The sequence below is a fragment of the Rossellomorea sp. RS05 genome, assembly GCF_039822645.1.
Lineage (GTDB): Bacteria > Bacillota > Bacilli > Bacillales > Bacillaceae_B > Rossellomorea > Rossellomorea marisflavi_B.
The window spans coordinates 1,165,160-1,177,455 of sequence record NZ_JBDKWY010000001.1; the positions used below are offsets into that span (position 1 = coordinate 1,165,160).

At 47.1% G+C, this 12,296-nt stretch carries 15 protein-coding genes; 2 read left to right on the forward strand and 13 right to left on the reverse strand.

Annotated features, from left to right (window positions below; all coding sequences use genetic code 11):
- Positions 1-22 precede the first annotated feature (22 nt).
- From der to ABJ225_RS06085, 4 genes are all read right to left on the reverse strand, one after another.
- On the reverse strand, positions 23-1,333 hold the full coding sequence (der, locus tag ABJ225_RS06070; RefSeq protein WP_053426726.1) for a ribosome biogenesis GTPase Der: 1,311 nt from the start codon (positions 1,331-1,333) through the stop codon (positions 23-25).
- A 126-nt stretch (positions 1,334-1,459) separates the two neighbouring features.
- Complete coding sequence (locus tag ABJ225_RS06075) at positions 1,460-1,651, reverse strand: capping complex subunit for YIEGIA (protein WP_048005893.1); 192 nt, start codon at positions 1,649-1,651, stop codon at positions 1,460-1,462.
- Complete coding sequence (locus tag ABJ225_RS06080; RefSeq protein ID WP_056535695.1) at positions 1,648-2,538, reverse strand: YIEGIA family protein; 891 nt, start codon at positions 2,536-2,538, stop codon at positions 1,648-1,650. Before ABJ225_RS06080 ends, ABJ225_RS06075 begins: the two co-directional genes overlap by 4 nt.
- The gene (locus ABJ225_RS06085) at positions 2,535-3,146 is read right to left on the reverse strand and encodes a YphA family membrane protein (RefSeq protein ID WP_148984520.1); all 612 of its coding nucleotides are present in this window, start codon (positions 3,144-3,146) and stop codon (positions 2,535-2,537) included. The genes ABJ225_RS06080 and ABJ225_RS06085 overlap by 4 nt, the downstream gene beginning before the upstream one ends.
- A gap of 107 nt (positions 3,147-3,253) precedes the next feature.
- On the opposite strand from ABJ225_RS06085, the gene ABJ225_RS06090 reads away from it, so the two are divergent.
- Positions 3,254-3,382: a YpzI family protein gene (locus tag ABJ225_RS06090; RefSeq protein ID WP_079516307.1), complete on the forward strand. Its 129-nt coding sequence runs from the start codon at positions 3,254-3,256 to the stop codon at positions 3,380-3,382.
- Positions 3,383-3,454: 72 nt separating this feature from the next.
- Here ABJ225_RS06090 and fni read toward each other — a convergent pair whose 3' ends face one another.
- The 9 genes from fni to prsW form a co-directional block, all read right to left on the reverse strand.
- On the reverse strand, positions 3,455-4,507 hold the full coding sequence (gene fni / locus ABJ225_RS06095; RefSeq protein WP_238281375.1) for a type 2 isopentenyl-diphosphate Delta-isomerase: 1,053 nt from the start codon (positions 4,505-4,507) through the stop codon (positions 3,455-3,457).
- A 74-nt stretch (positions 4,508-4,581) separates the two neighbouring features.
- The gene (rpsA, locus tag ABJ225_RS06100; protein WP_079516758.1) at positions 4,582-5,715 is read right to left on the reverse strand and encodes a 30S ribosomal protein S1; all 1,134 of its coding nucleotides are present in this window, start codon (positions 5,713-5,715) and stop codon (positions 4,582-4,584) included.
- Between the two features lie 114 nt (positions 5,716-5,829).
- Positions 5,830-6,411 carry a lysophospholipid acyltransferase family protein gene (locus ABJ225_RS06105; protein ID WP_056535689.1) on the reverse strand — a complete coding sequence of 194 codons (582 nt, stop codon included), beginning with the start codon at positions 6,409-6,411 and terminating at the stop codon, positions 5,830-5,832.
- A gap of 1 nt (position 6,412) precedes the next feature.
- Positions 6,413-7,084 (reverse strand): (d)CMP kinase, encoded by a 672-nt coding sequence (gene cmk / locus ABJ225_RS06110; RefSeq protein ID WP_079516308.1) that lies wholly within the window; start codon positions 7,082-7,084, stop codon positions 6,413-6,415.
- Between the two features lie 145 nt (positions 7,085-7,229).
- On the reverse strand, positions 7,230-7,412 hold the full coding sequence (locus tag ABJ225_RS06115; protein WP_053426721.1) for a YpfB family protein: 183 nt from the start codon (positions 7,410-7,412) through the stop codon (positions 7,230-7,232).
- A 55-nt stretch (positions 7,413-7,467) separates the two neighbouring features.
- A complete protein-coding gene (locus ABJ225_RS06120) occupies positions 7,468-8,103 on the reverse strand; it encodes a flagellar brake protein (protein WP_079516309.1) in 636 nt (211 codons plus the stop codon).
- 113 nt (positions 8,104-8,216) lie between these two features.
- Positions 8,217-9,551, reverse strand: a complete 1,335-nt coding sequence (ypeB, locus tag ABJ225_RS06125; protein WP_218246110.1) for a germination protein YpeB — start codon at positions 9,549-9,551, stop codon at positions 8,217-8,219.
- A gap of 13 nt (positions 9,552-9,564) precedes the next feature.
- The gene (sleB, locus tag ABJ225_RS06130; protein WP_481900606.1) at positions 9,565-10,341 is read right to left on the reverse strand and encodes a spore cortex-lytic enzyme; all 777 of its coding nucleotides are present in this window, start codon (positions 10,339-10,341) and stop codon (positions 9,565-9,567) included.
- 160 nt (positions 10,342-10,501) lie between these two features.
- On the reverse strand, positions 10,502-11,197 hold the full coding sequence (gene prsW, locus ABJ225_RS06135) for a glutamic-type intramembrane protease PrsW (RefSeq protein ID WP_056535674.1): 696 nt from the start codon (positions 11,195-11,197) through the stop codon (positions 10,502-10,504).
- Positions 11,198-11,285: 88 nt separating this feature from the next.
- Between prsW and ABJ225_RS06140 the strand changes: the two genes are divergently transcribed.
- Positions 11,286-12,260, forward strand: coding sequence for an asparaginase (locus tag ABJ225_RS06140; RefSeq protein ID WP_079516311.1), 975 nt, complete (start codon positions 11,286-11,288; stop codon positions 12,258-12,260).
- Positions 12,261-12,296: the final 36 nt, after the last annotated feature.

Genomic DNA, 12,296 nt, shown 5'->3' on the forward strand with positions numbered 1-12,296 from the left:
TTCACTGCCTACACCTGCCTCATTATTTTCTCGCTCTTGCAATGATACGAATAGGAGTTCCTTCAAATCCAAATGCGTCCCTGATCCGGTTTTCCAGGAAACGTTCGTAAGAGAAATGCATCAATTCAGGATCATTGACGAATACAACGAATGTAGGAGGCTTGACGGCCACCTGTGTCGCATAGTAGATCCTCAGACGCTTCCCATTGTCAGTAGGGGTCGGATTCATCGCGACAGCATCCATGACCACTTCATTCAGCACGCTGGATTGAACGCGCATGGAGTGGTTTTCGCTGGCTACGTTGATCATCGGCAGAAGCGTATGAATGCGCTTCTTGGTAAGGGCCGATAAGAATACGATCGGTGCGTAGTCAAGGAACTGGAAGTGGTCCCTGATGTTCTTCTCCCACTTGTTCATGGTTTTTTCGTCTTTCTCAACCGCATCCCATTTATTGACGACAATGATGACGGCACGGCCAGCATCATGGGCATAGCCTGCGATCTTCTTATCCTGTTCGATGATGCCTTCGTCGCCATCGATGACGACCAGGACGACATCAGATCGTTCAATCGCCCTCAAGGCACGAAGGACGCTGTATTTCTCCGTTGTTTCATAGACCTTCCCTTTTTTCCTCATACCTGCAGTATCGATGATGACATAGTCCTGCCCATCGTAGGAATAAGATGAATCGACTGCATCCCTGGTCGTGCCGGCCATATTGCTCACAATGACCCGATCTTCTCCAAGAAGGGCGTTCACGAGGGATGATTTACCGACGTTCGGACGGCCGATCAATGAGAACTTGATCACTTCATCATCATAATCTTCTTCCTCTTCCTGCTTGAAATGCTTCACCACATCATCCAGAAGATCACCCAGGCCTAGACCATGCGATCCTGAAATCGGATAAGGCTCCCCGAACCCAAGGGAATAGAAATCATATACCAATTCCCTCATTTCCGGGTTATCAACTTTATTTACCCCAAGAACGACCGGTTTACTCGACCGGTAAAGGATCTTTGCCACCACTTCGTCCGCAGCTGTCACTCCTTCTCTTCCATTTGCCAGGAAGATGATGACATCAGCTTCATCAATGGCGATTTCAGCTTGCTGCCTGATTTGATCTAGAAACGGCTCGTCCCCGATCTCGATCCCACCCGTATCGATCATATTGAATTCATGAGTCAGCCACTCTGCAGAACTATAGATCCGGTCCCTCGTCACACCAGGTACATCTTCGACGATTGAGATCCGTTCACCGACGATGCGGTTGAAGATCGTCGATTTCCCGACATTCGGACGTCCGACGATGGCTACTACTGGCTTTGTCATATTGTTCACCCTTTCTATCTATCGCTTCCGTTTCATTAATTCGCGTTTATGTAGAGAAGGACTGGCCCTTCACTGGGTCAGTCCCCTTAACTTAAGTATTTTAACAATAAAAGATGAAACTAGCAATTAGTGTTTTACAATAATGAATAAGCCTTCGTCCAATTCATGGGCAATCCCATCAAGGATGGCTTCCAGGTTATTGCACACTTTCTGCAGTTCTTCAATGGTTTTACAGTGAAAGACCGCTGTTCCTGAAGGCACTCTTTCAGGCGAAGTGGTAACTGCTGCCAGTATGAATTTTTGTATGACCGTGCTCATTTATGGGCCTCCTTGTTCGCCTTGGATTCAGAAGGCATCCTGATGGCATTTTCAAGCGTCGGTACCTGACCGAGGATGGAGATTGCCAGATCGACATCCTTTTTCTGAGGTAGCACGAAGATTCCCACGCGGCCATCATCAAGATCCCGCTTTGCCAGCGGTGTAAGGGCAGGCGTACCGGAATCTTTAAAGATCCCAAGCGACGTGGAGATATCATGGAGGATCGCCTGTCGTTGACCAAGGTTCGCTAGTGTCGAACTGGCATCGAAGGTTTTGGGCGCGAGGATGAAGCCCATCCCGTACTTCATGATTTCCTCCTGTCTTGCAGGAAGTCCGATATTCATGATGTAGATATTATCGACATATAAGCCGGGGCCATCAAAATGAGGCTTGATGAACTCAATATCCACAATATCCTTAAGCTTCCCTCCAGCCATCAGCAGATGGGACACAAACATACAGACCAGACTGACGACAAGGGCGATATAAAAATTGAACACAATGAAAGTCAAGGTCGCAATCAATGAAGTGAAGATCACCAGATAATTACGGCTTTCAAAAGCAACCGCAATCCCTTCTATATAGGTGGCGCCACGTGGTACAAGCTCATAGGCATCCAGTTCCGTGAGTGTCGTCCTCTCCATATTACGGACGTCCCTGAACTGTGAAGCCGCCACCGTCAGAAAGGTAATGGCCGTGAAGTTCTCTTCCATCAGGGCAGGGATCGCGATGGCCCCAAGACCGGATGCAATGAATCCAAGTGCAATGTGGATGATCTTGCCGTGAAGATACGTCGGATATTGCCGGTAGTCCGTTCGCAGCATATAGATTCGTGTCAGGGTCCCTGCCACTACCCCGAAGATCACCGGAAAAACATAGTCATTCATAAGTGATGTGCATCCCCCTTGTTTTCCTGAAGTTTCGCATTAAATAATCGATTTATAAACAGAAGCCCATCGATCCCGACTAGGATAAGGAACGATACGGCAGCTGCGTCCATGTACTTGTGCTCACCGATCGTATGGCCAAAACCGATGGTCGTCAAAATCATTCCGATGAATACCTGTCCCAAGGCACCTCCAAGAAGGACAGATGCATACCTCACATTCCTTGAAGCAACGTCGCTGTAGAAGAGGAAACCCATTATAATCAGGACCGATACATCAAGAATGAAGGGGTCTACGATCACCAGGACAGGGTCATAGATCGATACCAGCTTCACACCTGTCAGGCACATGGCCGTTGAGATCAAGCTGATGAAAAGATACAATTTTTTATGTAGCGGCAGCTCTCTTATGGTCCACAGGGCCAATACTACAATGAGTACCAAGGGAACGGTGACTCGGTAGTGACCCATTCCGAATTCATATGGAAAGGAAGCAACCAGCACCAAAGTGCAAAAGGAGATCCAGAAGCGGGCCCGTCCCTTTTTCATTAGAAACGTACTGTAAACCCAAACTCCCCATAATATCCACAAATAAAATATACCTTCCATGACGTTCACTCTCCCTTATTATCTACATTATGGAAAATATTTATGTATCCCATTCATGTATGAGAAAAATCATCCCTGAAAAAATAAAGGAAGGGGGTGACAGACACATGGGAAAAGATCGTCAAGAAAAGAAACTGAAACAGAGTAAGCGAGTGGAATCAGATCGAGACCAGGGGCTTCATTACAAAGGCGCTACAAGCATGGAAAGCCCTGCTGAAAGCAGAAAACATAGGTGACCCAACTGCTCCCAGATAAGTTCGGGTTCAAGTCCCATAAAAAAGAACGGATCCTCTTGGATCCGTTCTTTTTTATATTCCCCTTCTGCTGAATCGTTCTGGTTCAAGGCCACGTACCATCAGCCAGTGGTACACATTCCCCGTGAGGATGAGGGGTGTCTGATGGAGATCTTCAAGCGTCTCACAGCCCAAAGCACTCATAAGATAGCGTATATCCGTATGAATCTCATTGACTTCCTTAATGGTAGCTTGAAGTCCATCGCCCAATAGTTTACCAAGAAGTACACCTGCCATACCGGCAGCCGATGCCCCGAGACTGATCGACTTGACGATATCCAGACTATTCATGATACCACCTGAGGAAATGATTGGAAGGTCTGTGGCCTGATGGGCTTCTGCAATGGAAATGGCCGTCGGAATGCCCCAATCATCAAAGAAATGAAGCATCCTTTCACGACGTTGATTTTCAATTCTTGAGAAGTTGGTACCCCCGAAGCCACCGATGTCGATCCCGGCTATCTTCGTTCGGGAAAGGGCCTGTGCCGCTTCCCTACTGATTCCGAAGCCGGTTTCTTTCACTATGACAGGTACAGACAGGCCTTCTGCAATCAATCCGATTCGCTCCAGTGCTCCTTTGAAGTCACGATCCCCTTCAGGCATGGTCAGTTCCTGGATGACATTAAGATGGATTTGAAGGGCATCAGCCCGAATCATCTCCACGGCGTCCTGTGCCTGCTGAACCGTAGCCTCGCTGCCCAGGTTCCCAAGGACGATCCCCTCAGGATTATATTTCCGAACGATTTCATATGTGGATCTTTCTGACGTGTCCTTCAGTGCGGACATCTGGGACCCCACGGCTATAGCCATACCTGTTTCCCTGGCAAGAACCGAGAGATCCTCATTGATCTTGGATGTTTGTTCCCCGCCACCACCGGTCATAGCATTAATGAAAATCGGCGAACTCCACTCAAGTCCGCCGATTTTTGTATGAAGATCTATATCTTCAAGTGCTATATTCGGTAAGCTTTGGTGAACAAAAGCTACTTCATCAAAACCGGTCTTTCGCAGCTGACCTGTTGATAAAGCATGTTTAATATGATCCTGTTTTCGTTGAGCTCTTGTCACACGCATCACCATTTTGTATTTTATCGTAAAGCAATCCCCCGCCATCGGCAAGGGGATTGTAGTCAAACCTGCTTTTATTTCAAGTCTTTCAGTTTATCACCGATCATTTCACCGAGCTGGAACCCTGTGCTTTCTTCCGGCATTTCATAATCGGTTATTTCCGCTTCTTTTTCTTCAAGCGCCTTGATGCTCAATGAAAGGCGTTGATCTGCTTCATTCACATCAAGGACCTTCACTTTCACATCCTGGTTCTCCTGAAGAACTTCGTGCGGTGTACCGATATGCTTGTGAGAAATCTGGGAAATATGCACAAGTCCTTCTACGCCGGGGAAAACCTCGACGAATGCGCCATAAGAAACGAGGCGTTTCACAACCCCTTCAAGAACGGTTCCTTTTGGTGCTTTGCTTGCGATCTCACTCCAAGGCCCAGGTAGAGTCTCCTTGATGGATAAGGAGATCCGTTCGTTATCACGGTCCACACTTAGTACCTTTACCGTTACTTTCTGTCCTTCTGTCACTACGTCTGATGGTTTCTCAACATGTTCGTGGGAAAGTTGAGAAATATGGACAAGCCCGTCCACGCCACCGATATCGACGAAAGCTCCGAAATCAGTGATTCTTTGTACGGTTCCTTCAAGGACGGAACCAGATTCGATGTCGACGAGAAGCTGCTTCTTCTGCTCTTGCTTCTCGGCTTCGACCACTGCGCGGTGGGAAAGGATCAACCGATTTTTCTCCTGGTCCAATTCCACGATTTTGAAAGTAAGAGTCTTATTCTTGTAATCTGCGAAATCCTCAACATAGTGATCTTCGACAAGTGAAGCTGGCACGAAACCGCGTACGCCAAGATCGACAACAAGACCACCCTTGACGACGTCTTTGACTTCCGCTTCAAAGATTTCCCCTTGTTCAAAGCGGTCTTTCATATCTTCCCATGCTTTTTCAGCATCAACTTTTCGTTTGGACAGGACTAAGAGCTCCTCTTCCACTTTCGTCACGATTAACTCAAGTACATCCCCTTCACTGACTACATCGGATGCTGTTTCAATATGAAGGCTTGAGAGTTCACTGATTGGAATGATGCCATCCACCTTGCTATCCTGGACATCCACTAGGACCTGCTTCTCTTCGACCTTAGTGACGGTACCTTGAACTCTTTCACCAATCTCGAGATTTTTCACTTCGATTCCATTCATGTCTTCCATTATGTACTCCTCCTTAATCCATGACTGCAAAAAATTTGAACTTCTCGCATGCATTTTAAATATTCTTTCTATTAACTTCTAATAAATAGCTCTTTTTGTCAAGCAAGAAAGCTTATATTAATGATGGTTCTTCATTAAATCGGAGATATGACCCATGATGATGTCGGTCGTTTGCTCGGCGTTCATCTTTTGCCCCCTGATCGGTTCCATATCAATCGGCGGACCGAAGATGACCCTGAGCTTCCGGAATGGTTTGTACGGTCCAATGATGGCACACGGTACGACATGAGCGTCTGAGCGTAGTGCAAAGAATCCCGCTCCCGCCAATCCCTTTCCGATTTCTCCTGTTTTACTTCTAGTACCCTCTGGGAACAGACCTAAAACCTCTCCCTCTTTCAAAACCTTCAGACCCTTCCTCAATGCCTCCCGGTCGCTCATCCCCCTCCGTACAGGGAAAGCGTGGATGCCCGGAAGGATCTTCCCGAGGATCGGTACATTGAAGAGTTCCTCTTTGGCCATGAATGACACGGGTCTGGGAGCTGCGACTCCGACGACCGGGGGATCCAGGTTGTCGATGTGATTGGAGCAAAGGAGGACGCCCCCTTCTTTGGGGAAGTGTTCAAGACCCTCCACCTGAATGCGGTACAACGGAGAAAGGATTGACTTCACAAGGCCTCTTGCAAAGGAATAAAGATTCACATCAATCGATCCTTTCCACTTGTTTCATGATTTCCTGCACCACTTCATTGATTGAAAGGGAGGTTGTATCAATTTCGATGGCATCCTCTGCCTTTTTCAGCGGTGCAACTTCCCTCTCGGAATCGATTTTATCACGAAGGGCGATCTCTTCCTTCAACTTTTCAAGGTCGGAGGGGAAACCTTTTCTCAAATTCTCAGAATGACGACGCTCCGCCCGCTCCTCCACGCTCGCAAGCAAGAAGATCTTCACTTCCGCATCTGGTATTACATGGGTTCCGATATCGCGGCCGTCCATGACGACGCCGCCTTCGCTGGCAAGCTGCTGCTGCCTGCTGACCATCTCTTCACGGACCTTCGAGTGCACAGCAACATGTGAGACCGAATTCGTAACGTTTGCCTGCCTGATCTCATCTGTTACATCCGTTCCGTCTACGAGGACGATCTGACCGCCATCAGTAGGTTTCAACTCGATGACCGTAGCATCCAATACCTCTTTAAGGGCATCCTCATCTGTCAAAGCGACACCTTTATTCAATGCTTTATATGTCAGGGACCTGTACATGGCTCCTGTATCGATATAAAGATAAGACAGTCTTCCCGCGACGATCTTGGCGACGGTGCTTTTTCCTGCCGCTGCAGGACCATCAATAGCTATTCTCAAATTCATTTTCATCCACCTGCTTACATTCCTAATAAATTTCTTATCCATTTTAACATAAATCATCGGGGGCGCATCAGGAAAGTTTTCCATTCAGGGGTTCGTGCTAATAGCGGGGAGCACTAAGGAAGGAAGGGGGGAGAGGAAGGGCTTTACGCCCCTATCTGCCTGGATTCTTGATTGTTTCGAGTATTTCGCTGTATGTCAGTTTTTCCACTCCTTCATAAAATGTGATCTTCCGAAGGGACGGAATGGGATCATAGTGGATGAGCCACTGGGCTGCAAAAAGCAGGATCAGATGCATGATCATCAGTTTAAGGAGGATTCGTTCGACGGCTTTCATTCCATCACCTTTTCCATTTGATTAGAAAAAGTATGCACCATCCATTAGATATTATTCATGCAAACCCTTTTTTTCTGTGATCAAGCTGTTTTTCAAAACAGAATCGCATGATGTGGCGCTTATGGGCTTCATCCGGTGCAATGAATTCAATGCTTGCAAGTTTTCTCCTATCTTTTTCCCATATTCGACTGACCCTTCCCTTCAGCTCAAGGTACTGGTTGGCCTTTTGCAAAGGGAGGACAAGGAATAGCTCTACTTCTTCCTCTTCCCGGATCCCTGCGTCCTCTTTCAGGATGAGAGCACATCCACCTGCACTGATATCTTCCGTAACCGTGACAATCTGATTTCCCTCCGACTTCAAACTGATGTCGACCGGTGCTTCGATCCGTACGAAATGCCGCCTCTGGATCCGTTGAAACTCTTCCTCAGATGGACGCTCCAACTCGATCAAAGGAATTTCCGCCATCCTTCTCCCCACCACATCCGTCCTACATTCCAACACCGTCTGGTCCTTCAGGACAAAACTCACCTTCAGGCGCGTTCCATTTATAAGGAAAATGGATTTCCCCGTTTTCTGATGGATTGGATAATCAATCAGGACCTTATCATCTTCCAGTTCGCACACCCTGCATTTATACGTCCCTTCCACTCCGTCCTGCTCCAACTGCAGAGTCATCCCAACTTCAAACATAGTTCTTTCCTCCTATCCTTTTATACCTACTTTTATTATGCCATTCCTTTCTTTTGTTTTCCATAATTTTTCATCTATACAAGAAAAAACGGGCCATTTAGCCCGTTTCCCTCTTAATAAAGCTGTTCCGTACTTTTCAGACGCTCGACTTTTTCTTCCTGACCGTTCTGTGCGTTGATGAAGATCCTGAAGGTGTCCTTTCCCATCATTCCAAGGAATTCATAGCAGAGCACCTCTTCATTCAAGTCATTGACGATGACTGCCTGTCTTTCTTCCATCACTTTCAGATTCGGACTGGTGTATCCCTTTGCCTTCTCAATCGAAATGGTCGGCTCAGCCGTTTCTCGGTCATGATGATTCCTCAGGTATTCGTCTGCAGCAAATCCGACGATCTGACCGTTGTCAAGGGCCACCTTCACTTTGATGGAATCAGGATAGATCCTCACCCCATCAATCGTCTTCACGAAGGTGAAGACACCGATATTATTGTACTGCGCGCTTTCAAACAGTTCCAACTGCTCGAAATCATTATCGTTCAGGAACTTTGAAGCATTGCGGGATGCCTCATTCAAGGAGATGACGGCATCCTTCACGTTGCGGTTATTGATATACCAGATCGGATAGCCGCCTTTTTTCGTAACATCCATACTGGCATCCGCCCCACCATTGCCGATGGAAACGGAATAAAATTCAAACTCTGAGCCCTTCCCGCTTTTTTCGACCCTTGCATCCTTCGATTCACCGACGCCAGAATACTTCCTCAGGAGGGCGACCGCTTGATCCTTCGTAATGTTTTTCCCTTTGAGCTTCTTGAAATTATTTTCTTTTTTCTGATTGTTTACGAACGTCGTTGTCCCGACATTTGCTTCCGTATAGCCCGTTACATTTTTTTCAACGGTCTTGAATCCGTCGATGATGGTATTATCGGCTTGCTCTTTTCCACTGGCTAAGGCCATTTCAACATCCATCCAACGGAGGTTATTCTTCATGACCAGATTTTGTACGGTTCGAAGTTCATCCTGGATTTCCGCACTTTGTTCATACAATTTTTCGAGTGATTTGTATTCTTCATCTGTCAACGGGTTCTTATCGAGGTCACGTACGGCCGTGCGATAGCTGAAGTCCCCGATCTGGCTCAGGAATTCCTCCGTTTTGTTGAACGGCAGGAGCGATAGAGGCAGCTGCCCCACATCGCTGTGCGCCTGTGAAGTCAGCCTCCACACATCCGCCAAGGCCGGTGACAGAGACTTCCTTGAATTCATGGCGAGCGTGGCGCCGATTCCGTCATGCAGCATGTCCATCTGGTATGTCAATTCATGGAAGGCTCGCTGATAATTATTCTCTGCATTGATCAGTATCGCATTCTTCTCCTGGTGCTCCTGATACCCCCAGAAGGCCGTTCCTGCCACGCCTATGACTAATACTGCAATGATTATTCCTCGTATCATCTTGAATCACCCCTTAATTACAGAATATATGCTTCCCTATTTTCTTGATCTGTGGCCTGCTCCATATCCATTTACTAGTGGCCGTCTCCGGATTGAAATAGTAGAGAGCACTCGACGACGGATCCCATCCATTTATGGCATCCATGACTGCTTCCTTGGCCCTCTCATTCGGCGTGAGCCAGATCTGACCATCCGCCACGGCTGTGAATGCACCTGGTTCAAATATGACTCCTGCTGCCGTATTAGGAAACGAAGGGCTGTCGATCCGATTTAATATAACGGCAGCCACAGCCACCTGACCTTCATACGGTTCTCCCCTGGCCTCACCGTAGACAGCGTTGGCCATGAGTTGGATATCATTCTGGGAATAGCCGCTCGGTGCATTGACGGCCGACGGTTTTGCCCCGGATGATCCTTTATTGGCGTCCGTTTTCCCGGTGCTCTGCTTGCTTTGGTCGGTGCCCCCATAGTAGGTGAACTTGTTTCCTTTATTGATCTGATCGTGCACATACTGTTTATCAAACTTAGAAGCTTTGGCTAACTTGTCTTTCGTCGTTTTGCCTGCGAGACCATCAATGGGCAGTCCGTATTCGTACTGAAAATTACGCAGGGCCCAATAGGTTCCCCACCCGAATACCCCATCAATCTTCCCGTTATAGAACCCTATATATTGAAGTCTCGCCTGAAGCTCGATGACATCATCGCCGGTGGCCCCCTGCTGGATGACTTGCCCTGTGAACGCATCTGTTTCCGATGCTTCGGACGATATCATAACAAGGATGCAGATCATTACTGCAGCGCCAACTTTCCAAATTCTCTTCATCATGCGTAACCTCCATATTCTCATTTCACATTTTCAGTAGTTTTTGTAGAGGCACCCATTTTATGCAAAGCTCTTTGCTCAAATATGCGGTCAACCAGCACAGATCTGAATGAAATAAAAAAAACACTCAGCCTGAGTGTCTTACGGGATCCTTGATCATCTTTGATTTATAGTGGTGTTCTGATAGCCTGTGAGCTTGTTTTACCTTTTTCAATCCGAGCCACCAAAGGAAGAACATGAAGGGAATCATAAAATACACCCAGTTTTTTTCTGAAAGGAAGATATAATTGTAGGTACCATGCAGGATGATGGGCAGGGAGATCGACATGATCATCCACTTCACCTTCCCTTCTTCCGGGGAGAACTTTGCTTTTCCAAGGTAATACCCCATCAGGACACCGAATAATGCATGACTTGATACAGGAAGGAGTGCACGTCCGAATGCGTACTCCACTCCGTTCGCTACGAGGTAAAGGATATTTTCCACTGTCGCAAATCCTAGGGAAACACTTGCTCCGTAAATGATACCGTCATAAGGTTCGTCGAAATGTACATGCTGATAAATGACGAAGATGAGGATGAACCATTTAAAAAACTCCTCGAGGAATCCTGAGGAAAGATAGGCGGTGGAGAAGTTCGAAGTAACAAACCCTTCGACATCCAGTACGTATTGGAGGAACATGATTGGAAAGGTGATGATCACACCAAATAAAAAGGCCTTGAACACCAGCGCCACAGGTTCTGCATCGTATTCATCACGTAGGTAAAAATAACTCAGCAGCGCCAAGCCAGGTGCTATGCCTGCTGATAAGATCACCAGCATAAAAAGTCCTCTTTTCTTTCCGTTTCCTTCATCGTATCATGTTAAACTAGGAATGAAAATAGTATCTTATCGACTGGAGGAGAAATCCATGAAAAAGAAAATCATCGTCATCCACACCGGGGGAACCATCTCCATGATGGAGGATGCAGAGACCGGTGCCGTAAGTCCAGGCAAGGAGAATCCTCTTTCTGTCCAGACATCTATCGTATCCGACCTTGCCGATCTTCACGTGATCGAGGCATTCCATCTTCCTTCTCCCCATATCACACCAGTACATATGGAAAAGATCAAGAGGCTGATCGAGGATTCATATAAAGAAGAGCCCTTCCATGGGGTGGTCATCACGCATGGAACGGATACGTTGGAAGAAACGGCCTACTTCCTGGATCTCACACTATCACTGCCGATTGCAGTCGTTGTGACAGGTGCCATGCGGTCAAGCAATGAAATCGGAGCGGACGGTCTCTACAACCTCATATCATCGGTTCGCGTCGCGGCTGATGATAAGTCCATCTCCAAAGGGGTCCTTGTCGTTTTGAATGACGAGATCCACTCTGCCAAAAACGTGACCAAAACCCACACAAGCAATGTATCGACCTTCCAGAGTCCTCAATACGGACCGATCGGGATTGTCACCAAGCAGGGCATCCTATATCATCACCAGCCCACTTCAAATGAGCATTATCATGTATGTGACGTCTCCAAAAAGGTGACATTGATCAAAGCTTACGCAGGAATGGATTCCGATCTGCTGAAAGCGATCAAGGATCTAAGCTACGAAGGAGTCGTCATTGAGGCACTCGGACAAGGTAATCTTCCACCTGGCGCACTCGAAGGAATTGATGATCTTATTGCCGCCAACATACCGGTGGTGCTTGTATCCAGATGCTTCAACGGAATTGCTCAGGATGTGTACGGTTACGCAGGCGGAGGCAAGGAACTTAAGGAAAAAGGGGTCATATTCTCAAACGGCCTCAACGGACAGAAAGCTCGGATCAAGCTAATGGTCGCCCTATCCCAGACAAGCGATATGAATGAGCTTGAATTGATTTTCAAACAATAAAAAAGGCTCGGACAACTTGTTTTAGTTATAGTAAAA